The sequence below is a fragment of the Bacillus cereus group sp. MG16 genome, assembly GCF_040459875.1.
GTDB classification, from domain to species: Bacteria; Bacillota; Bacilli; order Bacillales; family Bacillaceae_G; genus Bacillus_A; species Bacillus_A paranthracis.
The window spans coordinates 275,853-300,823 of sequence record NZ_JARVHE010000001.1 but is presented as its reverse complement, the minus strand read 5'-3'; the positions used below and the strand labels follow the sequence as shown (position 1 = coordinate 300,823).

Here is a 24,971-nt window from a genome sequence, read left to right as displayed (position 1 = left end):
TCCGAAAACAGAACTTATGTTCGCATAAAAGATTATAAAATATTCCTTACTAAAAAACAAACAAAATATTAACTTCTTTCTATTTAGAATATTCAAACATAATATTATCATATCCACTTTTTAAATACATATATATTTTTGGTAGTTTTTTTGAATAAATCTTCCAATTCAATCAGAAAATAATGGCAAAAAAGAAGAGGAGTTTACATATGGATACGGTAACATTAGCAAGAGCATTTTTCGGTTCTTCACTAGCATTCCACATTATCTTCGCAACACTTGGTGTCGGACTTTCATTGATGATTTTTATAAGTGAAATACTCTATCACTGGAAGAAAGATTCCGACTACGCCATTATGGCGAAAAGGTGGACAAAGGCTTTTGCCATCCTTCTCGGTGTAGCCATTCCAACTGGAACAATTGTCGGTGTGCAAATCTCACTTCTTTGGCCTGGTTTTGCCAAAATTGTTGGGCAAGTTATTTCTGTGCCCTTTCAAATTGAGATTTTCGCCTTCTTTTTAGAGGCTTTGTTCATGTCCATTTATGTATATGCAGCTGACAAACTACCTCCATTCATGAGATTAATCTCGCTATTCTTCGTCATGATTGGTGCCACGGCATCCGCCGTGCTTATTACATCAGCAAATACATGGATGAATACACCCGCGGGCTTCTCAATGGGGCCAGATGGATCAGTTTTTAACGTTGATCCGTGGAAAGCTTTCTTTAATCCGAGTTTTGGCACAAGCGCATTCCACGTTGTGATTACAGCCTATGCAACTGGAGCTGCCGTCATTGCCTCTATCGCTGGATTTAAATTATTAAAGAAAAATGTAAGTGAACGTGAAGTGGCGTATCATAAAAAAGGGCTACTATTAGGACTCGTCGTGACATTTATTACAGGCGCTACGATGTGGCTTTCGGGACATGAATCGGCAATTGCCTTACATAAGCATTCCCCTGAAAAACTGGCATCTGCTGAAGCTTTATTTGAAACGACATCACATGCACCGTTATCCATTGGCGGCGTTGTAGACCCTAACACACTTGAACTAAACTATGCACTAGAAATTCCGAACATGCTTAGCCTACTAGTAGGACTAGACCCTAACACCGTCGTAAAAGGTCTAAATGAATTTCCACAAGAAACATGGCCACCATTTTACACGCATACACTGTTCAATTTAATGGTTGGCACTGCTGCCTTTACCTTTGCAGTTGCAGCGATTGCTCTCTTATATTGGTACTTCGTTTACAGAAAAAAAGGAGCAGAATTACCGAAGTGGCTTCTTTGGGGAGCTGCCGCATGTGGACCAGTTATGATGCTCGGCATTGAATTTGGGTGGATTTTCAGCTGTAGCGGTCGTCAGCCATGGACCATTTACGGTATGCAACGTACAGTCGACGCTTCTACACGCGCTGATTTTGTCGGTCCTTTATTTATTCTATTCATCATTTTATATATTGGACTCGGTATTTTAACAGTTTTTGTACTACGGACATTCTTTAAGAAACATCCGCTTACAAATGATTTACATCACGAAGGAGGCGATTCTCGTGCATGAGGAAAGTATTGCAATCATCATCTTATGGGCTCTTATTTTCGTATACAGTATATTAGGGTCCATCGATTTTGGAGCAGGTTTTTGGGGCATGGTATACGCAAAACATCCAACGCTAGCTGCCAAGCTTGCCAACCGATACTTATCACCGACTTGGGAAGTAACAAATACATTTCTCGTCTTTGTCGTTGTCGCTTTTCTCGGTTTCTTTCCGAAAGCCGCTTTCACCCTTGCGACAGTCATGTTCGTACCAGTTATGTTAATTTTAATACTCATTGCAATTCGCAGTACATTCATGGTATTTGCTTACTCTGTGCCAAAATATCAGTACCTTCTTCGGGTTATTTCAGGTATTACTGGGCTCTTAATTCCAGCCTTATTAATTACCGTTTTACCTGTTACAGAGGGGGCTTATATTACAATGTCTGAAGGAAAAGAAGTACTCCTATATGGAAAACTTCTTTCTAGTCCTGTTATTTATTGTTATATGCTCTTTGGGCTAACTTCGGAATTATTTCTTTCCTCCCTCTTTCTTGCTGATTTTGCGAGAGAGCAAGGTTCAGAAGATTCGTATAGAATTTATAGAAGAAACGCCATCATCCTTGGTCCTGCAACACTCGTTACGGCGATTATCGCCCTCGTTGTAATGGATCCGGAAACACACTGGCTTATGCAAGGGCTCATAAAGCAATTCACATGGTTTACAGTTTCTATCGTTTTATTCATTATCGGATACTCTTCTCTTTGGTGGACAAACAAGAAGTATGACACACTAGGATACCCTCGCATTGCCGTTTTAGCAGTCGTCGCTCAATATGCATTTGCAAGTTATGCTTACGGCGTTGCGCATTTACCGTATATTATTTATCCTGATGTAACTGTATTTACAAGCTTTACAACGGTCGAAACATTCTATGCATTGCTTATTCTATATGCAATTGGGATTGCAATTTTATTACCAGGATTTATTTTCTTCTGGAATTTATTCTTGAAGGATCGAACTTTTTTGAAGGAAAAATAATATTGTAGGGCCTGTTCCAAAAGGTATTTTGGGATGGGCTCCTTTTGTCATGTTTTGTCGATAAGTTGATATAATTTAAAAATCGCTAATATATTTTGAGTTGCGCCGATATATTTCAATAATCGCTGATATATCTCCATAATCACCTATATAAATTTTATTTACTATCTTACTGCCCCATTAATTTCTAGACTCCTCTCACCATAGTTATTTCACTAAGAGAGATACTTGTCCCATAACTTGAAAAACACATATTCATTGCACTCCGTTATACGTCTAGTTCTTCTTATTTTTTGCTGAATATACTACCAATACAAACCTTAAGACAAGCTACATTACTTTAAGGAAAAGTAGAAAGGTAGGTAAAATATGAGCATTGAAATATGGATTACTATTATTGTATTCTTCTTAACAATGATTGTTATCTTTTGGCGACCTCGTGGTTTAAATGAGGCGTGGCCGGCAGCAATTGGCGCTGGCATTATCCTGATTACTGGACTTGTATCAAAACCAGACGTCATGGACATTATTAGTAAAATTGGCGGTGCCTCCATAACGATATTAGCGACCATCGTTATGGCGGTTATATTAGAAAGCTTCGGATTCTTCCACTGGTCCGCAGCGAAACTTGCAAACTTAGCAAAAGGCTCCGGGCGCCGCTTATACTGGTATATTCAATTATTATGTTTTCTTATGACTCTTTTATTTAATAACGACGGTAGTATTTTAATTACAACGCCAATTTTAATTCTTCTCCTAAAAAATCTTCAATTAAAACCGCATCAACAAATCCCTTATTTATTAAGCGGTGCTTTAATCGCTACTGCATCTAGTGCACCAATTGGTGTAAGTAATATCGTAAACTTAATCGCATTAAATATCGTGAATATGACTCTTTATATGCATACTGCTATGATGTTTGTACCTGCAACATTAGGACTATTGTTTATGTCATGGCTTATGTATACGGTTTTGAAGAAAAAACTTCCGAAAAAATTGCCTGTTTCTTCATATGATATTGAAGAAATATTCTTCACGAAAAACTTTCATCCGTTAAAAGGAAAAAATTCAGTTGATACGAAACAAAAACGGACAAGGTTCATGCTAAAAGTATTAGGCTTCGTCTTCCTTATGCGCTGTCTTCTATTCGTTGCATCCTTCTTATCCATCCCAATCGAGATTGTTGCCGTACTCGGTTCACTCGTTCTTCTCATTTGGAGATGGTACTACTTACGAACGAACCCTGTCGACATTTTGAAAAAGACACCTTGGCACATTTTGATTTTTGCTTTTTCTATGTATGTCATTATTTACGGGCTCCACAACGCAGGATTAACAGCAGCGCTTGTCCAATGGCTTGAACCAGTTGTAAGTCAACATCTGCTTTATGCTAGCTTTGCAATGGGTGGACTCGTTTCTCTCCTCTCCAATGTCTTCAATAATCACCCTGCACTTATGATTGGTACCATTACGTTAACAGAAATGGGATTAGATCCAGTCACATTAAAAACTATCTATCTCGCAAATATCATTGGTAGTGACATCGGTTCACTATTATTACCAATCGGTACGCTAGCTTCTCTCATTTGGATGTATATCCTGAAACAAAACAAAATTAAAGTAAAATGGAAAGACTATTTAAGTGTATCCCTTATCGTTATTCCACTCACAACAGTCGTTACATTATTCCTCTTATTCTACTGGGTACATCTCTTCTTCGCCTTATAAAGTGAAACTTTAATCAGTGGGGGGGGTTGTTCATCCCCCACTGATTATCAGCCCTAACCAATCGGGCTTTTACGGGCAGTTGCCCCCCCCACCTAACTTCTTTGCTTCCGCTGAATTTTGAGGTGGGGGTCTTACTGCCCGGCAAATAGCGGGATAAACAACAGAAGCCCGCTTTGCTACCGTCTTAGCAAATCGGGCTTCTTCTATATTTAAATTAGGTACTACAGTGTGATCAATCAAGTAAAGAGGTGTAACGTGTTATTGGTATAAATGACTACCTGTTTCTTTAAATTCTTTCGCTTTTTCTTTCATTCCTTTTTCAATTGCTTCTGTCGTTTCTAAATCATTTTCTTTTGCATATTCCCGAATATCATGTGAAATTCTCATACTACAAAACTTCGGTCCACACATGGAACAGAAATGAGCCGTTTTCGCACCTTCTGCTGGCAACGTTTCATCGTGATACTCCATTGCACGTTCAGGATCTAAAGATAAATTAAATTGATCGCGCCAACGGAATTCAAAACGAGCTTTTGAAAGTGCATCATCACGCTGATGAGCCGTTTTGTGCCCTTTCGCCAGATCAGCTGCATGCGCAGCGATTTTGTACGTAATAACACCTTCGCGTACATCATCTTTATTCGGTAAACCTAAATGTTCTTTCGGCGTTACATAACAAAGCATCGCTGTTCCAAACCAGCCAATCATCGCAGCTCCAATTGCGGATGTAATATGGTCATAACCTGGTGCAATATCTGTCGTTAACGGTCCAAGTGTATAGAATGGTGCGCCCTGACAAATATCAAGCTCTTTCTCCATATTTTCTTTAATTAAATGCATCGGTACATGCCCAGGCCCTTCAATCATAACTTGCACATCATGTTTCCAAGCAATCTTCGTTAATTCACCAAGTGTTTCAAGCTCAGAGAACTGCGCTTCGTCATTTGCATCTGCAATCGAACCTGGACGTAATCCATCTCCAAGAGAGAACGAAACATCATACTGCTTCATAATTTCACAAATCTCTTCAAAATGAGTGTATAGGAAGTTTTCTTTATGATGGTATAAACACCACTGCGCCATAATTGAACCACCGCGCGAAACGATACCTGTCGTACGCTTTGCAGTAATCGGAATGTAACGAAGTAATACGCCAGCGTGAATTGTAAAGTAATCTACGCCTTGCTCCGCTTGCTCAATTAACGTATCACGATACACTTCCCACGTTAAATCTTCTGCAATTCCTTTTACTTTTTCAAGCGCTTGATAGATTGGTACAGTTCCAACTGGTACAGGTGCGTTACGAATAATCCACTCGCGCGTCGTATGAATGTTTTTACCTGTAGATAAATCCATAATCGTATCTGCACCCCAGCGAGTTGCCCACGTCATCTTCTCTACTTCTTCTGCAATAGAAGAAGATACAGCAGAGTTTCCGATATTTGCATTAACCTTCACGTGGAAATTACGTCCGATAATCATCGGCTCTGCTTCAGGATGGTTAATATTCGCTGGTAAAATAGCGCGACCTTCCGCAATTTCCTTACGAACAAACTCAGGTTCTACCCCTTCACGAATCGCAACATATTCCATCTCAGACGTAATGATGCCATTACGTGCATAATGCATTTGCGTAACATTTGCACCTTGCTTCGCTCTAAGCGGTTTGCGATCCATTTGCGGGAAAACAGGTGTATGTTTTGAAGCCACCTTCACACCGTCATCCTCTGGTTTCATTTCGCGCCCTTCGTATGCTTCTACATCTCCGCGCTCTAGAATCCAAGAGTGGCGCGGCGCCTGCAACCCCTTTTCTAACTCCACTTTATACTCTGGATCCGTATAAGGACCGCTCGTATCATACACACGAATTGGCGGATTCGGAACGCCGTTTGTATCACTTTGTTCAATCTCACGCATCGGCACCTTCATACCTTCTCGTGGTCCATCCACATACACTTTCTTACTTCCTGGTAAACTCGATTTCAATTCAATTTGCTCAGCTGAAACAGACTGTTTCATAACCTTTGTTGCCCCCCTGTACGTGACAAGGACGAGATATGGCCAGCGTATGCCAAAATAAAAAGAGCCAGGTCCATAAAAAAATAAGGACCTGGCTCATAAAAGACATCATTATGTAAAGCCGTTAACTTCCCTACGCTGGTACGAGCCAGATCAGGTCCAAAGGGTTAAGAAGTTCACGCGCTTCTCTCTCAGCCTACGCATACGTTAGGCACCCCTAGTTTATCACTGATTTAATTTTCAATACTTTCTCATCATACACGATAATCTGAAAAATGCAAAGTTTATTTCTTTCGCTCTTTACGGAATCATCCAAGTTAAATAATAGGCCTGAACATAAGTCATAATCCCCACAATTATTACGAAGAACAAACTATGCTTCACTGTAAAGCGGAATAAATCTGATTCTTTCCCCGCAAGTCCAACTGCTGCACAAGCAATTGCAATCGATTGTGGAGAAATCATTTTTCCAGTTACACCGCCCGTTGTATTTGCTGCAACGAGGAGTACTTCAGATACACCGACTTGCTGCGCTGTAATTGCTTGTAAATTTGAGAATAATGCATTCGCTGACGTATCAGACCCTGTTAAGAATACACCAATCCATCCTAAGAATGGTGAGAAGAACGGGAATAGTCCGCCAGTTCCTGCTAGTGCTAACGCTAGTGTAGAAGATAGCCCAGAATAGTTTGCGATAAATGCAAATCCTAATACGAATCCAATAGATAGAATTGGCATTTTAAGTTCACTTAAAGTTTCTTTAAATGTTACCACTGCATCTTTTACACTCATTTTCAAAATAAACATGGAAATGAGACAAGCAATTAAAATTGCTGTTCCCGTTGCTGATAATACATCAAACTTCAAAATTGCCTCGTAAGGCGTCGCTTTATTTACAATAGGCTCTGCTTTCATTACTAAATTGTGCAAGCCTGGAATTTCAAACTTAAATACAAGGCTTTCTAACGCGCCTCCTGGAGCAAATAATGCTTTAAAGAAACTTTGACTCCAAATGACTACCATAACCGTTAATACGATAAATGGAGACCATGCCTTTACTACTTTTCCTAACGTTAATTTCGGCATCGACGCCGCTGTTGTTGCAGCTACTTCTCTATTTCCTTGCCCAGATTGATAAATTTCTTTCGGTTGCCATACTTTTAAGAACAGCGCTAAACTAACTAAACTTACAAGTGCCGACGTAATATCCGGAAGTTCTGGTCCTAAGAATGTCGCCGTTATGAACTGCGTAATTGCAAATGAGCTACCTGCTACAAGTAAAGCAGGCCACGTTTGTCTTACTCCTTTCAACCCATCCATTAAAAATACGATAAAGAATGGAACAAATAATGATAAGAACGGTAATTGATGTCCAGCCATTTGTCCAATTTTATGTGGATCAATACCTGTTACTTGTCCAGCAACTGTAATCGGAATTCCCATCGCTCCGAACGCTACTGGTGCTGTGTTTGCAATTAAACAAAGACCTGCTGCATATAAAGGATTTAGCCCAAGGCCTGCAAGAAGCGCTGCCGTAATCGCTACTGGTGCACCGAATCCTGCTGCCCCTTCTAAAAATGCTCCGAATGAAAAACCGATTAAAATAACGAGTAAACGATGGTCATTCGTAATGGATAATACAGATGCACGAATGACATCGAATTGACCTGTTTTCACAGATATTTTATATAAAAATACCGACATAATGATAATCCAAGCAATTGGCCATAATCCGTATAAGAACCCATATCCAGTCGCTGCCATCGCCATCGTGAACGGCATTTTATAAGCGAATAACGCCACTAAAATTGTAAGTACAACTGTAATAAATCCTGCCACATATCCCTTCATGCGGAAAACTGCTAAAGCTAAGAAAAAAAAGATAATCGGAATAAGTGCGACCGCTGCCGAAATCCAAATGTTTCCGAACGGATCATAAACTTGTGTCCATGTGTTCATTGTTCTCTCCCCCTAAAGAATCCCCTTTTAAGTAGAATAACCTCATCAATAGACTATCAGGTCATCATACCTTTCAACCTAAAAATAAAAAACGTTTAAGAAAACGTTTTCAAAAACTTTCTTTTATACTGTACCATAACAATTTCCATTTAAAAAGATTTTTTTGAAAATTTTATTATTTAACGAAAAAATCTTACAAAATCGTCACGTTCTTGTAATGTTCATCGATAGAAAGCTCGCTACCTTTCCTGCATAATAAAGGTATAACAACGGATATTATTTATGAGGTGATATATATGAACGGAAACAAAATATTAGCAGCTTTATCATACTTTAGTGTATTATTTGCCCCTATCTTATTCCCGATTATTGTGTGGATTGTGGGAGACGCGGAAACGAAACCACATGCAAAACGTGCTCTATGGACACACATTATCCCAAGTATTGCTACATTCATTGGCATGATTATTTTAGGAGTTATGGGTCTTGGATCTGATCAACCGGATGTAACACTGGGCATCGGTACAATGATTGTCTTATGTATTTGCGGAATCATTAGCTTATACTACTTCATTTGGAACATCGTGAAAGGTATTAAAGTACTGAAAGCTTAATTTTAAACAAACGTTTGATTAATAAGAAAAAACCGTCCCAAAATACTTTTTGGGACGGTTTTTTTATCTTCTACGTTTCTTCTTTTTTCTCATCATTTTCTTACGGCGCGTATTCACTTTATCCGCTATAATGTGAAGCGTGCTTGCCACAACAATTCCCATTACGAACGTTACAATTTCAACCTCATGTTCCTTCGCCATTTCTATTAAATTCCCGTCAAGCACGATTACATTTAATAGGAATAAAAACGGAGAAAACACAATTAACATGTATGCAATACGAATCACATCACCAAGTATAATTGTGTGTGTAAAGAAGGAGCGATGCGGCATCACCTTCTTATACGGATACCAAAATATACGCAGGAATCCCCATTTATTATACGCATTACTATACGTATCTAAATCCGGTGTTAAAAATGTAGTACCTACTAAAAAGCCAATTGCAAAAGTTAATAAAAAATCAAAATTTGTTAGTCCATACGAAAAGAGCATAAACAAAACAACCGGAAGGGATATTAAGTTTATTTTCGTATGCGTTCTTCCTGATGGCATAATGCACTTCCTCGCTTACGTTCGCCCTGTCACCATGTGACAGTTCTTACCTATTGATCTAATTTCTGATCGATAAAGGATGTGTCTATATCCGAACCAAACCATTCTGCCAACTTCACTCGCGCCTTATCTTTTACAGCATCATCGACGTATAGCGACGCTTGTAATAATGCAGCCATTAACGCCCCTAAATCATCCGTATAACCAATTCCAGCAACGAAATCTGGAATCGCATCAATCGGTGCAATAAAATAAGCAAGTGCTCCAATTACAATAATTTTCACTCGTTTTGGAACATCTGGTTTCTGCAAAACGTAAAACAACAGTAAACTTGCATAAATGACTGACTGCCCTGCCTGCTTTGCGACATGTTTTACTTTCTTCCAAAATGCTTCAACTGAAAATTTTTGCTCCATGTAAAGGCCTCCCTATTTTTTAAAAGAAATAAGCTACAATATGTTTTCAGTAAAAGTTCATCAAAATTACACATAATCTATCAATGAACTTTCATTGTAACAAACAAACCAAAAAAGAACAAGTGTTCGTTAATTTTTACATATTTCCCTTCATATAATAGGTTTCTAGATAACCACTTACCCATTGTCATTTCTTATTTCTCAACAAGAGATTTTTCACTTTCACTTAACATTCTGCTCTACCTTTGTTATATTTTCTAGTTGACGGACATATAAACGAATGTTAAAGTTTTCTCTGGTAGTGACAAATCTCATACAAAAAATGTAAAATGTTATAGTGTTTCTCAGAAATGAATTTTGTTGTATAATACAGAAATGACGTTATGCTTATGAGTAACACAAGAAACTAAAAGGGTATGCATAGTTATAGTCGTATATGGGTGAATATAGAACCTCTAATTATGGCCAAGAAAACTATGTATTTTTTATTTTAGCATTTTTCGCTCCAAAATCGACCAAGCCTGATAGAGAAAGGGTGGAAATGAATGAAAGAAACCTTGAAATCACAATTTCAAAATGTGCGTTTCACTGCATTCGTAGCTTTAGCCTTATGGTTGAAGACATATCTTATTACACGCACAAGCTTTGATTTAAAACTTGAATCTTTCATGCAAGAATTCATTTTATTCCTGAGCCCATTAGCAGCATCATTACTGCTTGTTGGTCTTGCATTATTTGCAAAAGGGAAAAAACGTAACTATATAGCACTTGGAATTAATTTTGTCTTAACAATCGTTCTTGTTGGTAACGTAATGTTCTACGGATTCTACAATGACTTCGTTACTTTACCAGTACTAGGACAAACATCTAACTTCGGAAGTTTAGGTTCTAGTGTAAAAGAATTGTTTAACTACAAAATTATCCTCGCATTTGCTGATATTATCGTATTCTTCATTTTATTGAAGAAGATGAAGAATTTTGCACCGACAGAACGTGTAGCACGCCCAATGCGTTCCCTATACTTCGTGTCAACAATTGCTATTTTCTTCGCAAACTTAGGATTGGCAGAAGCTGAGCGTCCAGAACTATTAACACGTTCATTCGACCGCGTTATGCTTGTTAAAAACTTAGGTTTATATGTACACCAAGTGTATGATCTTGGCTTACAAGCAAAATCAAGTTCACAAAAGGCATTTGCTGACGGTAGTAAGTTACAGGAAACAGAAAACTACGTAAAAACAACGCAAAGCAAACCAGATCCAAATATGTTTGGTACTGCAAAAGGGAAGAACGTAATCGTTGTCTCTCTTGAGTCATTACAAACATTCTTAATTGGTGCAACAGTTAACGGACAAGAAGTTACACCATTCTTAAACCAATTTACGAAAGAAAGTTATTACTTTGATAACTTCTTCCATCAAACTGGGCAAGGAAAAACATCTGATGCTGAATTCTTAGTAGATACTTCAATGTATCCACTAGACCGTGGTGCTGTATTCTTCACACACGGTAACAACGAATACACAGCAACTCCAGAAATTTTACGTCAGCAAGGATACTACACTGCAGTATTCCACGCAAACAACGCAACATTCTGGAACCGTAACATTATGTATCCGGCACTTGGTTATGATCGTTATTACAACGAGCTTGACTATAAGATTACGCCAGAAACGAAATTAAACTGGGGATTAAAAGATATCGAGTACTTTGATCAATCTATCGATATGTTAAAACAAGTGAAGCAACCGTTCTATACTCGCTTCCTTACTTTAACAAACCATTACCCATTCACTTATGATGACAATACAAAATTAATTGATGAATACAATTCTGGCGATGGCGTATTTGACCGTTACATGGTAACAGCTCGCTACTTAGACGAAGCAATGAAACACTTTATTGAACGTCTAAAAGCAGAAGGTATTTACGACAACTCAGTTATCGTATTCTACGGTGACCACTACGGTATTTCTGAAAACCATAACCGTGCAATGGCTCAGTTCTTAGGAAAAGAAGAAATTACTGCGTTTGACCATATGAACTTACAAAAAACACCGATGTTTATTCACGTTCCAGGTCAAAAGGAAGGTAAAACAATTTCAAAACCAACTGGTGAAATTGACATTAAACCAACTATTCTAAACTTACTTGGTGTAGATTCTACGAATGACGTTCGATTCGGTCATGACGTATTCTCACCTGACAATAAAGGATTCGTTGTTCTTCGTGATGGTAGCTTCGTTACAGATAAGTACATGTATACGAACAGTACATTCTACGACCGTGCTACTGGCGAAGTTGTACAACTACCAAAAGAAGAATCTCAACCACTTATTGATCGCGCCCAAAATGAATTGAGCATGTCTGACAAAATCATTGAGGGTGACTTACTTCGCTTCTCTGAAAGCAACAAGATCAAAACTGGTGAAGTAAAGACAGCTATTAAAGAAGAAAAGAAGAGCGCTGAGTAATCTCAGCCTCTTTTTTTATATTCCTCCATACAATTACTTATATTCATTAACTTTAACATTACATAACCTTTACCAAATATTCACATAAAATTAATGAAGTATCTCTATAATAAAATATGTAAACGAGGTTCTATATATTTCTTATCTCTCATCTGTAGTAAGATCCCTTAAAGAAATATGTGAATCGTTTATTTCTACTTTCTTATAATTGTCTTTCAATATGTTTTGTTTCCATACACAAAACATTCAATAAGACGATGTCCCTATGAAAGATAGCTACCCTCCTTGTGCAGCATTCCATAAGAATGTTGCTTTTTTTTATTTAAAAGCAGGATTCTTATTTCTTATTTTCGAATTTGTATATACGAAATGCTGTAAATCACTACCACTTCTCTACCATTTACAAATACATATACGTCATATGTAAAGAATTACTCACATAAAAATTACTGTAGTGATTTTTATTCCAAATGAATGAAAACTTCACTTTACTTATGCACTTACGAAAGGATGGGACGAAAATTGGCATATGAAAGATTTGTACTTTGGAATGATGCAGTTATTGATACAACGAAACAAAAAACGTACATAGACCTTGAGGAAAGAGGCTTGCAGTTTGGGGATGGTGTCTACGAGGTTATTCGTCTATATAAAGGGAACTTTCACTTATTAGATCCGCATATCACAAGATTATATCGCTCCATGGAAGAAATAGAATTAACACTCCCTTTCTCAAAAGCGGAACTGATTACCCTACTTTATAAACTAATCGAAAATAATAATTTCCACGAAGATGGAACGATTTATTTGCAAGTATCTCGTGGTGTACAAGCTCGTACCCATACGTTCTCATATGACGTCCCTCCAACAATCTATGCCTATATTACAAAGAAAGAAAGACCAGCGTTATGGATTGAATATGGTGTACGTGCCATATCAGAACCGGATACGCGCTGGCTACGCTGTGATATTAAATCATTAAACTTATTACCGAATATATTAGCTACTACGAAAGCGGAACGAAAAGGTTGTAAAGAGGCCCTTTTCGTACGAAATGGTACTGTAACTGAGGGCAGCCACTCTAACTTCTTTCTAATTAAAAACGGAACTCTTTACACACATCCAGCTAATCACCTTATTTTAAATGGCATTATTCGTCAATATGTTCTTTCTTTAGCGAAAACCCTTCGTATTCCAGTACAAGAAGAGCTTTTCAGCGTTCGTGATGTTTATCAAGCGGATGAATGCTTTTTTACAGGAACGACGATTGAAATTTTGTCGATGACTCATCTTGATGGAACCGCAATCCGAGATGGTCAAGTTGGCCCTATCACGAAAATGCTGCAACGATCATTTTCTCAGAGTTTGTTACAATCCAATATGTCATCTTCTTAAACACGAATAATTTCTATCCTTTCTACATTCAATATATGTATTTAAATGGAAATCAAGGTATAGATTTATACCTTGATTTTTTCTTGTAATCTTTTTGTCATATTCAGATTCCCGCATAAGTCTTGACAGTAATCGACATGCTCTTTAGAATTTTTAACAGTTGGTAAATATTTCTTCACTACATTACAGACAGAAAGGAATCGACAAATTATGAAAAAATACCTTGCCGGTCTTGCGGCAGTGTCTGTAGCAGGAGGAGCAGCACCTACACTTGATAGTGTTCAAGCTGCCCCTGAACAAAATACACAAAAAGCTGCTACAACTGTCCAAGCTTCTGCATCAAACAGCTCATCTTATACGGTAAACGCTAGCGTATTACATGTTCGTGCAGGATCAAGTACTTCTCACGACATCATCTCGCGCGTTTATAACGGTCAATCACTAAACGTGATTGGCGAAGAAAATGGTTGGTACAAAATTAACATGAATGGACAAACAGGCTTTGTTAGTGGCGAATTTGTATCAAAAAATGGTGCGAGCAATTCAAATGTAAGTACAACAGGTGGAAAAAATAAAGTTACTGCTGATGTATTACGTGTACGTACCGCTCCTAACACTTCTAGTTCTGTTTCAGGACGTGTATATGAAGGACAAACATTAAACGTAATTGGTCAAGAAAATGGTTGGGTAAAAATCAATCATAATGGACAAGTTGGCTATGTAAGTGGCGAATTCGTATCTGGTGTTTCTTCTAATGCAGGTTCTTCAAACAGCAATACGAATAATAACAACCAAGAATCTGTAAAACCAGCAAGCGGAAACTATACAGTAAATGTATCTTCCCTTCGTGTTCGTACAGGTCCTAGCACTTCTCACACAACTGTAGGTTCTGTTACGAAAGGACAAGTCGTACAAGTTGTTGGCGAAGTTCAAGATTGGTTCAAAATCAATTATGCAGGCCAAACAGCTTACGTAAGTAAAGACTACGTAACAAAAGGCGGTTCTAACGATAACGTTACACAAGGAAACAACCAAGATAACAAACAAGAACAAAATAATAATGTAACTGTCCAAACTGGCGGTACTTACGTTGTTAACGCAACATCTCTACGCGTACGTACAGGCCCTGCTACTTACCATAGCGTAATTGGTGGCGTATTAAATGGTACGACATTAAACGTAATTGGCTCTGAAGGTAGCTGGTTTAAAGTTAACTATCAAGGAAAAACAGGCTACGTTAGTAGCGAATTCATGAAATTCGTTAAAGGTGGCACTACTACTCCTGAGCAACCAAAACAACCTGAACAACCTAATCAAGGTGCAATTGGTGACTACTACATTAATGCTTCTGCCTTAAATGTACGTAGTGGTGAAGGTACAAATTATAGAATCATAGGCGCACTTCCACAAGGACAGAAGGTTCAAGTAATCTCTGAAAACTCTGGATGGAGCAAAATTAACTACAACGGCCAAACTGGTTATATCGGCACACGTTACCTTTCTAAAACACCAGTTGGTGGCGCAGTAGATAATAAGCCTAACAACAATCAAAACAACAACAATAATAATAACAATACAAGCAATAATAGCGGCAACAGTTCTTCCGTACTTGCATATGCAAAATCAATGCAAGGTGTACCTTACGTTTGGGGCGGAACTTCTGCTACTGGTGTTGACTGCAGTGGTTACATCTACCACGTATTTAAGAAATTTGGTCATAACATTAGCCGTCAAAGTGTTGCAGGATATTGGGGTAGCCTACCACAAACTTCAAATCCACAACCTGGTGACTTAATTTATTTCCAAAACACTTATAAATCAGGTCCTTCTCATATGGGTATTTACCTTGGGGGCGGATCATTTATCCAAGCTGGAGATAAAGGTGTAGCAATCGCTTCATTAAGCAATTCTTATTGGAGTAAGCACTTCTTAGGTTATACGAAAGCACCTTAAGTTATATTTTTAGAGCCTTCTAGATTACTAGAAGGCTCTTTTTAATGTGTATAACCTATTTCCTTAAAAAAATAATGTATCTATTTTCCTATTTCATACACTATATTCTACAATAATGATCCATAACGTTATCATAATGTATATTTTTACATAAAAAACATAACCTATTTCATGTCTAATCATTTTATATGTGTTTTTTTGAAGAATTTTCTTTTTATTTAAACTTTTCGTTAGACGTTTGACCTCTGATGTCCATTATGATAAGTTACTTAAGATGTTATATTTGCAGAAGTATAGACAACTGTTTTATACATTTTTTTACTATGAGGAAGGAGCATACACTGCATGAATCTTTTATGGGGAATTGGCGGCGTGATTGGAGTATTAGCAATCGCTTTCTTACTATCTTCCAACCGCAAAGCTATTAATTGGCGCACAATTTTAATCGCGCTAGCATTACAAATGTCATTTTCATTTATCGTATTACGCTGGGATGCCGGAAAAGCAGGTTTAAAACACGCTGCAGATGGCGTTCAAGGATTAATTAATTTTTCTTACGAGGGAATTAAGTTCGTTGCTGGGGATTTAGTCAACGCAAAAGGACCTTGGGGATTTGTATTCGTTATTCAAGCACTACTTCCAATCGTATTTATTAGTTCATTAGTAGCAATCTTATATCATTTCGGTATTATGCAGAAATTTGTTAGTATCGTTGGTGGCGCATTAAGTAAACTTCTTGGAACTTCTAAAGCAGAAAGTTTAAACTCAGTAACAACTGTATTTTTAGGACAAACTGAAGCTCCAATCTTAATCAAACCTTACTTAGCACGTTTAACAAATAGTGAATTCTTCGCTATTATGGTAAGCGGTATGACAGCTGTTGCTGGATCAGTTCTTGTCGGCTATGCAGCAATGGGTATTCCGTTAGAACACTTATTAGCAGCAGCAATTATGGCAGCTCCATCAAGTCTATTAATTGCAAAACTAATTATGCCAGAAACAGAAAAAGTAGATAATAACGTTGAACTTTCTACAGAGCGTGAAGATGCAAACGTTATTGATGCAGCAGCACGTGGTGCATCAGAAGGTATGCAACTTGTTATTAACGTAGCAGCAATGTTAATGGCTTTCATCGCATTAATCGCTTTATTAAATGGCCTATTAGGATGGATTGGCTCTTGGTTCGATATTAAACTTAGCCTTGATTTAATCTTCGGTTACTTACTATCACCATTTGCAATTTTAATCGGGGTTTCTCCTGGTGAAGCCGTACAAGCAGCAAGCTTTATCGGTCAAAAACTTGCAATCAACGAATTCGTTGCATACGCAAACTTAGGACCACATATGGCAGAGTTCTCTGCAAAAACAAATCTAATTTTAACATTCGCAATCTGTGGATTCGCAAACTTCTCTTCTATCGCAATTCAATTAGGTGTAACAGGAACATTAGCTCCTACTCGCCGTAAACAAATTGCACAATTAGGGATTAAAGCAGTTATCGCTGGTACACTAGCTAACTTCTTAAACGCAGCAGTTGCAGGTATGATGTTCTTATAAAATAAAGCAAGTCCCCTCTTTCTAAAGAGGGGACTTTTTATTTTCTTAGCATATATTAAATACTTTATGCCGAAATATAAAAACATTATGATACAATAATTATCAAGTCTGTTTATTTTTTCTTACAAAAGAGGGATACTACTTATTGTTGCTCTCTCAAAAAGAATATAGTCATCCGGTCTATTTCTTAATAATTGCGCATACTACAAGTATCCTTGTATGAATTATCTTTAAGGAGGAAAGTTTTGTGAAAGATAACTTCTATAAAGTCCTCTCTATGTGGATTTTACAAATTTTATTTTATTTTACAACTGTACATGTAACGCAATATGAGCATGCTCTCATTTTTACAATTATATATGTAATTGTTAATGTACTATTTCTATTTTTGCCTGATAAAACTGCATTTATTTTCTTCATATTAGGAACCATTATTTCGGTATTCTACCTGTTCTACCAAGCATGGCTTTACTTATGGAGTACATCAGAACAATGGGAATACATTATTACTCACTTCCTAATGGCAGCAAATTTCTTCATTGTATATATCTCCACTCATCTATTAAAGAAGGTTATTCATGAAAATAAAGAATTAACCGAACGTGTGAGAACGTTAGAACAATACATCGGAGAATCGAAATTATTAACAAGATAAGAATTTGAGAGACGACAAGCATTATTAATCAATGCAATGAATCGTCGTAATGAAACAGGCGTTATGATTTATTTTGATTTCACTTCCTTTAGTAAATATACAAAGGAAAGTGTTATGGACCGTGTAGCTTCCTTATTAGTTGAAACGGTAAGAGCTGACTTTGACCTTGTTGCTGAGTATGATAACAACACATTAGTCACTTTATTACAAAATACAAATGAAGCGGGTGCCGATATTGTAATGAACCGTCTACAGCCTAAAATGGAAAAATGGCTTGCAGATGAGGCTATTCAAGACATCAAGATTAAACGAGAACAAATCGCTACAAAAGGACCGAAGTTATTATGATGACACTCGTTATACTTCTTTTATTCCTTCTATTTTGCGTACTCGTTTTTTGGATCAGCATCACATTTTCAATTAAGTATGTACTTATTTTTACAGCCTTTCTATTCTCTGGATTACTCGTTTACTATTCTTTCTTAACACTCGCAGGTTTAGTTCACCGAAGTAGGAAACAAAAAGATCGTACGCTAGAACATTACCCAAGCGTCGATATTTTAATACCAGCTCACAATGAAGGCGTCGTTATTAAGGATACTTTAGAGGCGATGGCAAAGATTGAATATCCAGGCAAACTAACTGTTTATTTATTAAACGATAACTCGCAAGATGAGACACCTGAAATTGGTGACGATTTTGACAAAGCTTATGCTCATATTCGTCACATTCGCGTTCCACCTGGTGAACCAAAAGGGAAATCACGTGTATTAAACTATGGCCTTAGTATTTCAGATGGTGAATACTTCTGTGTTTATGATGCAGATAACCAGCCTGAACCACATGCACTGCGAATGCTTGTAGAACACGCTGAAACAACCGAGGATGCTGTTGGAGCTGTTGGGCATGTTCGTACTGTAAATGAAAAAAGAAACTGGCTAACACGAATGATTTCGTTAGAATTTCAAATCTTCCAGCTCCTTATGCAATCCGGACGCTGGTTACTATTCCAAACAGGTTCACTAACAGGAACAAACATGCTTCTTCGTCGCGCTGCATTAGAAGAGCTTGGCGGCTATGACCCTTATGCAATTGCTGAAGATGCTGAATTAACATTACGAATTACACAAAAAGGTTATCTCCTGCCAATCGTTCCAGAGTCAATTACATGGGAACAAGAACCTGAGCATTTAAAAATCCTTATTAAGCAGCGTACACGTTGGCTTCAAGGGAACTTGTACATTTTAGAAAAAATGTTTTCTTCATTAAGTTTCTTTAAAGGAAAACTGCTCGTCCATTCTTTACAACAAGTTTTAGTGTATGTTGTATTTTGGTTATTCTTAATCATTTCGAACGTTTGGTTTGTAATTGGGTTACTCGGGATATTCCAAATTCAATATAGCATTCCACTACTATTTATGTGGTATGTCGCATATGTTACATATGTTTCTCAATTATTTAGTGCCCAGAGTGTGGAACGAACCTTTACACCAACTAATATTTTTATTAGTGTTATCATGTACTTTACGTACGCACAGCTCTTTACGTACTTATTCATTCGTAGCTTAATTTTATACTTACGTGCAAAAAGCAAGAAACAAGTCATTGGCTGGGATAAAACTGTTCGATTCAAAAAAGATAAATAATAAAAATAAGCACAGAGCGCCGTATGCTCTGTGCTTATTTATTGCCGTATAAATTATATATCAGACAATACCCCTTAGCTGAAAGTAATTTCACGTCCATCCCCCAACGAACGATCGACCTTCATTTATATACGAAAAAGTGATTGCTATTTTTGTAGAACCAATTGCTTCTCTTGCTGCTCTTTGCGCGTTTCAGTCTTAGGTTCCGTGCTTTCTTGGACACTACGATGTGCCACACGTTTCAAACAAATATGCTTCCACTTTCTTTCGTAACGTTTCATTATTCTAGATGTCCCCCTTGAATGCGCTTTAAAACTATTTGAAATCGCTTACAGGAAATAATATAGCACATATATATAAACGTGACAACACATTTCCGACAATTTTTTGTCAAAAATACGAATAGAATTTGCAAAACATCGAACATTGTCGAAATATATCGATTTTCATTCATATAAAAGGCATACTACTCATATAGTAAAGTATTTTATTTCCCTTACTTGCAGTTCAAGTTCCTTCTATATAAAAAAAGAGCTGATACATAATCAACTCTTTTTCCTTCTATTATTTATGACGCTTCATACGCCCTTCTTTTTGTAACTCTTTAAATAATGCTGCCATCATAAAGAAAATAACGAAGACGAATGGGAATGCTGCAATGATAGCCGCTGTTTGTAAGGCTTCTAATCCACCTACATATAATAAGATAGAAGCTAGAGCAGCTAAAACGATACCCCAGATCATTTTAATGCGATTTGGTGGATTTAAACTACCATGTGTCGTTAACATCCCTAAAACGAATGTCGCTGAATCTGCAGATGTAATAAAGAATGTAGAAATAAGAAGAATAGCTAGAACAGATAACGCTGATCCAAAGCTTCCCATCTGATCAAACATGGCGAATAATCCTACTTCTGTTCCCATCTCTTTAATTTTTTCAAAGATATGTGCATCACCGAACAGTTCCATATGAATACCCGTCCCGCCGAAGACTGAGAACCAAAGAGCACCAATTATTGTCGGTACGAGTAACACACCGATAACAAATTCACGAATGGTACGCCCTCGTGAAACACGAGCAATAAATGTACCTACGAATGGTGACCATGCAATCCACCATGCCCAATAGAAAATTGTCCATGATTGAATCCATTGATTTCCACCTTCATCTAATGGACTTAATCGGAAACTCATACTTGGCAATTCCTGAATATAAGAACCGATTGTCGAAGTGAAGTAATTCATAATAAAGTTTGTTGGACCTGCAAACAATACAATAATCATAAGTGCAAACGCAAAAATAATGTTTGTATTACTTAAATATTTAATTCCTTTATCAAGACCTGTCTGCGCAGATAACATAAATAACACTGTTACGATTGCAATAATGACTAACTGCGTCGTTAATGAGTTCGGGATAGATGTTAAATAACTAACACCACCGGCAATTTGTTTTGCGCCAAGACCTAATGATGTTGCCACGCCAAACACAGTAGCAAAAACAGCTAATACATCAAATAAATGAGCAATACGCCCATGGTCCCCGCCTTTAAATAACGGTCCTACTGTCGCACTAATTGTACTTGCTTTTCCTTTTCTAAAAGTAAAGTAAGCAATACAAAGCGCTACAAATGCATATAGTCCCCACGGATGTAATCCCCAATGGAAAAATGAAAAACGCAGTGCAAGACGCGCACTTTCCTCAGTTGCACCTTCTCCAAACGGAGGCGCGTATAAATGGTTTAATGGTTCGGCAACGCCCCAGAACACTAAGCCGATACCCATACCAGCACTAAATAACATAGCAAACCATGTCATATAACTATAATCAGGCTCGTCATCATCTTTCCCTAAACGAATAGAACCGTATTTCGAAACAATTAAAAAGATAGACACACCTAAAATAATAGAAACAGAAATAATATAAAACCATCCAAACTTACTAACTAATGCAGTTTGAATTGCGGTTGTTACATTTCCTAAGCTACCTTTTCCGATAATAGATTCGGGAATAATCCCCCAAATTGTAAATGCAATACATAATGTTAATGAAACGATGAATGTTTTTGTCAGTTTCCTCATCAAATCCCCCTTCGTAGGTTTTACTTTTGTAAATAACATTAATTCCGATATGTAAAATCGGATAGAAAACTATAATTTTGCGGTGATTTTCTTACTTTCACCTTCACCAACTAGAATTCTTATGGACAGCCTTACCTTCCGTATAATCTTTTCACTCTGCAAGAGCTAAAAGATCGAAATACTGCTGTCAAATTGTGCGAGAAAAATGCGGATGGGAATGTATTTCCCCAAAAAAAGGTGTGTTACAGATGTAAAAAAGGGCATTTTTCTTCCTTGCAACCCTTTCTTTTTGTAACAATTATGCGGTTTTTTTGCTAGTATATAGCACGTGTTTATAGTTTCACAAACGAAATGTTTATGTTTATATAACTATATTACCCATAAAACGGTAAAATACTCAAGGAATGTAATCGTTTAGTAAACATTATGTAACACTCCTGTAATATTTTTATTTACGCCGAAAACAATATCTTGTATTAAATATTTTGAATATAATCAGAAACCTACTAATCATATAGAATGAAAAACGCTTTCCTATATTTTTTGTTATATTACAGCATGTTAACGACTTATTACGAATGGTTTGTAATTGTGTGTTTTCCCCAAATCCGAAAAAATCTGTTGCTATAATGAGGACACGAAAACAAACGCAATGGAGGCTATCATGAAAAAATTAATTGGTATAGCAACAGCAGCAGTTTTTGGTCTTGGGATTTTCACATCATCTGCTAATGCAGAAACTGTTGTAACAACAGACGTACTAAATGTACGCGAAAACCCTACTACTGAATCAAAAGTTGTCGGTAAATTACTAAGCGGTAATAAAATAGATGTTCAAAATACAGAGAACGGATGGTCAAAAATCACTTTAGATGGTAAAGACGCATTCGTAAGTGCAGAGTTCACTAAAAGCATCTACTACGTAACAGCTAACGTATTAAACGTACGTGCTGAAGCGAACACAAACTCAGAAATTCTTGGAACGTTAAAGAAAGACGATATGATCGAAACAACGAACCAAGTACAAAATGAGTGGTTACAATTCGAATATAACGGAAAAACAGCTTATGTTCACGTTCCTTTCTTAACAGGTACAGCACCTGTTATTGAGAAACAAGAACAACCTGCTCCTGCTAAAGCCGTAGCACCAGCTCAAGCACCTGCAAAACAAGCTGCTAAGCCTGCTGTAAAGGCTGCTGAAACTAGTACACCTTCTGGTGGTCGTGAGTTAACAGTTGTAGCTACAGCATATACAGCTCATCCGAGCGAAAACGGTGGCACATATGGCGGCCGTGTATTAACTGCAATGGGTCATGACTTAACAGCGAACCCAAACATGAAAATGATCGCTGTTGACCCGAAAGTAATCCCATTAGGATCTAAAGTATGGGTAGAAGGTTACGGAGAAGCTATCGCTGGAGATACTGGCGGTGCAATTAAAGGTAACCGTATCGACATCCTACTTGGATCAGATAGTGCTGCTCAAAAATGGGGCCGCAAAACTGTTAAAGTGAAAATTTTAAAATAACCAATGACTGCTAAGGCCAGTTCTCTTTGTTGAGAGCTGGCTTTTATTTTTTTATAATAGTTATAAGGAGGCTATACTCATGAATGTACAAGCAAAAGTAGACTGGATCGGTACACCAAAACCGTATATATATAAAGATGAAGTAACATATGACGCTACTTCTATTGATTTTTCACTGGCTGGCGACGACAATCGCTATAAATTAATTGTGCTCAAGTCTGAAGAAAATACACATTACAAATTTGTCCAATATGGAGTCAAACCCGGCTCACAAAAGCCATTCCCTATCGACATTCCATTCGAACAAAACATGTTACCAATCATAGAGCAAATATTACATGATCCGTATGTACAAGCGATATTAAAGGAAACACGCTTCTAATCGAAAAAAGACTATCTCAATCATGAGATAGTCTTTTGCATTAATGAGTTGGACCAGATACTTCCTCTGATTTCAACGTATTATTCGCTCCAAGAGAATGGTACAATATCTTTCCATTTCCATTCACAGTAACGATATGATCATTATTAAAGCTTTTGAACTTCACAGAGCCATCACCGTAACGAATATGATACTCTTCATATGTCGTTACTTTATATTTCGTAGCACTTTGACGCTCTACATTACGAATTTCCATTGTTAATAAATCTTCTGTAATTCCTTTTTTGTGTAAATATTGTATGTAATCACGGTCTTCCTTGTACGATTTCCCGCTCTTATCATAATTATTTTCAATTAGGCTAAAATCATTTAATGAAATCGCACGCACATTATCATAAAGATGATTTCGTACAAAGTCGCCGACAGCCGAACTGGATGTTTCTTTCGGGAATTTTAAGTAATACGTGCTCTGGTCTCCGATTTTAACACTTTCAGATTTCATCACACCAAAATCAGTAGTTTTCTCTAAATGTACTTCTACTGTTTCATCTGTGGATACAGGACCAAGCTTATAACTTCCATAGCTTAATTTTCCACGTTTTTTTCCATTCACAAATACAGTTGCATCATTTTCATCAGAAGAAATGGTTACATAATTTCCTTCTAATGATAATGTCACATCCACTTTCGCCTCTTTTTCATCTGCCAAGTCCACTTCTTTTTCTGTTTCTAACTCAGTTAGTTCCGTCTTCGCTTTTGCCTTTACAACGTAAGAACCAGGGAAATATGGACCAACTTCTTTTGAAGTTTTATCACTCGATAACTCTGTCTCTTTCTTATCATTCACATATATTTCAGCGCTTTTCGCAGTTGTGCTTACATTCATATAATAAGATTTCATATTAAATTTATATTTCGGATATAAGAACCATTCTTTCCCGTCTTCTATAATTTGACCATCTTTAAATGATGCTTTATCACTTGCTAGTTTTTGATCTACTGTCTCTCTTTGTAAATAAGATAGCAGTTCTTTATTATAAGAAGGATTTTCTTTTAAATAACGGATATATCCTTTAATATCGTCAACTTTCACTTTCAAACTCGGATCATCTACTTTTACAAACTCATCAATTGCATTCGCATCTTTCTTTTGGAATGCTTCAATCATAGCATTGACCTGCTTTTCTTTCGAAAACTTGCTTGCTCCAAATTTATACGCACCAAACAATATAGCAAAGATAACAACAAAGCCTATGAGTAACATTATATTTTTCTTACTTTTCACTGGCTTTATTTCTCGTTGCACTTCTGAACGAGAAGAAGCTACCTGATCAGCAATTACATCTACCTTACTTCCACACTCGGAACAAAAGTTCAAATGATCTGCAACTTGTTTATTACATTTCCCACAAAACTTCAAATGGC

At 37.1% G+C, this 24,971-nt stretch carries 17 protein-coding genes, 1 pseudogene and 1 riboswitch; of the genes and pseudogenes, 12 read left to right on the top strand and 6 right to left on the bottom strand.

The features are described from left to right. Nucleotides 1-209 precede the first annotated feature (209 nt). The 3 genes from cydA (at nucleotide 210) to QCI73_RS01425 (ending at nucleotide 4,311) form a co-directional block, all read left to right on the top strand. Nucleotides 210-1,565 (top strand): cytochrome ubiquinol oxidase subunit I, encoded by a 1,356-nt coding sequence (gene cydA, locus QCI73_RS01435; RefSeq protein ID WP_071728280.1) that lies wholly within the window; start codon nucleotides 210-212, stop codon nucleotides 1,563-1,565. Next, entirely contained in the window at nucleotides 1,558-2,583 is a 1,026-nt protein-coding gene (locus tag QCI73_RS01430) for a cytochrome d ubiquinol oxidase subunit II (protein WP_227585429.1), read from the top strand. The genes cydA and QCI73_RS01430 overlap by 8 nt, the downstream gene beginning before the upstream one ends. A 369-nt stretch (nucleotides 2,584-2,952) precedes the next feature. Next, nucleotides 2,953-4,311 carry an arsenic transporter gene (locus QCI73_RS01425; protein WP_000021134.1) on the top strand — a complete coding sequence of 453 codons (1,359 nt, stop codon included), beginning with the start codon at nucleotides 2,953-2,955 and terminating at the stop codon, nucleotides 4,309-4,311. Between the two features lie 258 nt (nucleotides 4,312-4,569). Here the strand turns inward: QCI73_RS01425 and thiC are convergent, their stop codons facing one another. Together thiC and lldP are read right to left on the bottom strand one after the other, a co-directional pair. Beyond that, on the bottom strand, nucleotides 4,570-6,330 hold the full coding sequence (gene thiC, locus QCI73_RS01420; RefSeq protein WP_353822394.1) for a phosphomethylpyrimidine synthase ThiC: 1,761 nt from the start codon (nucleotides 6,328-6,330) through the stop codon (nucleotides 4,570-4,572). 113 nt (nucleotides 6,331-6,443) lie between these two features. After that, a riboswitch (TPP riboswitch) is annotated at nucleotides 6,444-6,559 on the bottom strand. 71 nt (nucleotides 6,560-6,630) lie between these two features. Beyond that, a complete protein-coding gene (gene lldP / locus QCI73_RS01415; RefSeq protein ID WP_327923267.1) occupies nucleotides 6,631-8,289 on the bottom strand; it encodes an L-lactate permease in 1,659 nt (552 codons plus the stop codon). 296 nt (nucleotides 8,290-8,585) lie between these two features. On the opposite strand from lldP, the gene QCI73_RS01410 reads away from it, so the two are divergent. After that, on the top strand, nucleotides 8,586-8,903 hold the full coding sequence (locus QCI73_RS01410; protein WP_061529301.1) for a magnetosome magnetite crystal formation protein family: 318 nt from the start codon (nucleotides 8,586-8,588) through the stop codon (nucleotides 8,901-8,903). Between the two features lie 63 nt (nucleotides 8,904-8,966). Here QCI73_RS01410 and QCI73_RS01405 read toward each other — a convergent pair whose 3' ends face one another. After that, nucleotides 8,967-9,458, bottom strand: coding sequence for a metal-binding protein (locus QCI73_RS01405; RefSeq protein ID WP_061529302.1), 492 nt, complete (start codon nucleotides 9,456-9,458; stop codon nucleotides 8,967-8,969). Nucleotides 9,459-9,508: 50 nt separating this feature from the next. Further along, nucleotides 9,509-9,874, bottom strand: a complete 366-nt coding sequence (locus QCI73_RS01400) for a YkvA family protein (RefSeq protein ID WP_000435501.1) — start codon at nucleotides 9,872-9,874, stop codon at nucleotides 9,509-9,511. 545 nt (nucleotides 9,875-10,419) lie between these two features. Here QCI73_RS01400 and QCI73_RS01395 point away from each other — a divergent pair. The 6 genes and pseudogenes from QCI73_RS01395 (at nucleotide 10,420) to QCI73_RS01370 (ending at nucleotide 19,554) form a co-directional block, all read left to right on the top strand. Next, complete coding sequence (locus QCI73_RS01395; protein WP_000665331.1) at nucleotides 10,420-12,348, top strand: LTA synthase family protein; 1,929 nt, start codon at nucleotides 10,420-10,422, stop codon at nucleotides 12,346-12,348. 510 nt (nucleotides 12,349-12,858) lie between these two features. Continuing rightward, nucleotides 12,859-13,743 (top strand): D-amino-acid transaminase, encoded by an 885-nt coding sequence (locus QCI73_RS01390; RefSeq protein WP_353822393.1) that lies wholly within the window; start codon nucleotides 12,859-12,861, stop codon nucleotides 13,741-13,743. A 210-nt stretch (nucleotides 13,744-13,953) separates the two neighbouring features. Further along, nucleotides 13,954-15,696, top strand: coding sequence for a C40 family peptidase (locus tag QCI73_RS01385; RefSeq protein ID WP_353822392.1), 1,743 nt, complete (start codon nucleotides 13,954-13,956; stop codon nucleotides 15,694-15,696). Nucleotides 15,697-16,041: 345 nt separating this feature from the next. After that, entirely contained in the window at nucleotides 16,042-17,253 is a 1,212-nt protein-coding gene (locus QCI73_RS01380) for a NupC/NupG family nucleoside CNT transporter (RefSeq protein WP_001051025.1), read from the top strand. 247 nt (nucleotides 17,254-17,500) lie between these two features. After that, nucleotides 17,501-18,256 (top strand): annotated as a pseudogene (locus QCI73_RS01375) (dGTP triphosphohydrolase). Next, nucleotides 18,253-19,554, top strand: coding sequence for a glycosyltransferase family 2 protein (locus tag QCI73_RS01370; RefSeq protein WP_000988770.1), 1,302 nt, complete (start codon nucleotides 18,253-18,255; stop codon nucleotides 19,552-19,554). Before QCI73_RS01375 ends, QCI73_RS01370 begins: the two are co-directional and overlap by 4 nt. 564 nt (nucleotides 19,555-20,118) lie before the next feature. On the opposite strand, the gene opuD is transcribed toward QCI73_RS01370, so the two are convergent. Beyond that, complete coding sequence (opuD, locus tag QCI73_RS01365) at nucleotides 20,119-21,636, bottom strand: glycine betaine transporter OpuD (RefSeq protein WP_001229108.1); 1,518 nt, start codon at nucleotides 21,634-21,636, stop codon at nucleotides 20,119-20,121. A 664-nt stretch (nucleotides 21,637-22,300) separates the two neighbouring features. Here opuD and QCI73_RS01360 point away from each other — a divergent pair. After that, nucleotides 22,301-23,164 carry a cell wall-binding protein EntA gene (locus tag QCI73_RS01360; RefSeq protein ID WP_353822391.1) on the top strand — a complete coding sequence of 288 codons (864 nt, stop codon included), beginning with the start codon at nucleotides 22,301-22,303 and terminating at the stop codon, nucleotides 23,162-23,164. Nucleotides 23,165-23,243: 79 nt separating this feature from the next. Then, nucleotides 23,244-23,546, top strand: a complete 303-nt coding sequence (locus QCI73_RS01355) for a DUF3910 family protein (RefSeq protein ID WP_001102524.1) — start codon at nucleotides 23,244-23,246, stop codon at nucleotides 23,544-23,546. 40 nt (nucleotides 23,547-23,586) lie between these two features. Here the strand turns inward: QCI73_RS01355 and QCI73_RS01350 are convergent, their stop codons facing one another. Continuing rightward, complete coding sequence (locus QCI73_RS01350) at nucleotides 23,587-24,966, bottom strand: zinc ribbon domain-containing protein (RefSeq protein ID WP_353822390.1); 1,380 nt, start codon at nucleotides 24,964-24,966, stop codon at nucleotides 23,587-23,589. Between the last annotated feature and the right edge of the window lie 5 nt (nucleotides 24,967-24,971).

What these genes read in the sequence shown, in the direction of transcription:
- QCI73_RS01385 (WP_353822392.1), top strand. Translation starts at nt 13,954, where the DNA reads ATGAAAAAATACCTTGCCGGTCTTGCGGCAGTGTCTGTAGCAGGAGGA.
- cydA (WP_071728280.1), top strand. Translation starts at nt 210, where the DNA reads ATGGATACGGTAACATTAGCAAGAGCATTTTTCGGTTCTTCACTAGCA.
- QCI73_RS01390 (WP_353822393.1), top strand. Translation starts at nt 12,859, where the DNA reads ATGGGACGAAAATTGGCATATGAAAGATTTGTACTTTGGAATGATGCA.
- opuD (WP_001229108.1), bottom strand. Translation starts at nt 21,636, where the DNA reads ATGAGGAAACTGACAAAAACATTCATCGTTTCATTAACATTATGTATT.
- QCI73_RS01370 (WP_000988770.1), top strand. Translation starts at nt 18,253, where the DNA reads ATGATGACACTCGTTATACTTCTTTTATTCCTTCTATTTTGCGTACTC.
- QCI73_RS01425 (WP_000021134.1), top strand. Translation starts at nt 2,953, where the DNA reads ATGAGCATTGAAATATGGATTACTATTATTGTATTCTTCTTAACAATG.
- QCI73_RS01410 (WP_061529301.1), top strand. Translation starts at nt 8,586, where the DNA reads ATGAACGGAAACAAAATATTAGCAGCTTTATCATACTTTAGTGTATTA.
- QCI73_RS01360 (WP_353822391.1), top strand. Translation starts at nt 22,301, where the DNA reads ATGAAAAAATTAATTGGTATAGCAACAGCAGCAGTTTTTGGTCTTGGG.
- QCI73_RS01405 (WP_061529302.1), bottom strand. Translation starts at nt 9,458, where the DNA reads ATGCCATCAGGAAGAACGCATACGAAAATAAACTTAATATCCCTTCCG.
- QCI73_RS01400 (WP_000435501.1), bottom strand. Translation starts at nt 9,874, where the DNA reads ATGGAGCAAAAATTTTCAGTTGAAGCATTTTGGAAGAAAGTAAAACAT.
- QCI73_RS01395 (WP_000665331.1), top strand. Translation starts at nt 10,420, where the DNA reads ATGAAAGAAACCTTGAAATCACAATTTCAAAATGTGCGTTTCACTGCA.
- QCI73_RS01355 (WP_001102524.1), top strand. Translation starts at nt 23,244, where the DNA reads ATGAATGTACAAGCAAAAGTAGACTGGATCGGTACACCAAAACCGTAT.
- lldP (WP_327923267.1), bottom strand. Translation starts at nt 8,289, where the DNA reads ATGAACACATGGACACAAGTTTATGATCCGTTCGGAAACATTTGGATT.
- QCI73_RS01380 (WP_001051025.1), top strand. Translation starts at nt 16,042, where the DNA reads ATGAATCTTTTATGGGGAATTGGCGGCGTGATTGGAGTATTAGCAATC.
- thiC (WP_353822394.1), bottom strand. Translation starts at nt 6,330, where the DNA reads ATGAAACAGTCTGTTTCAGCTGAGCAAATTGAATTGAAATCGAGTTTA.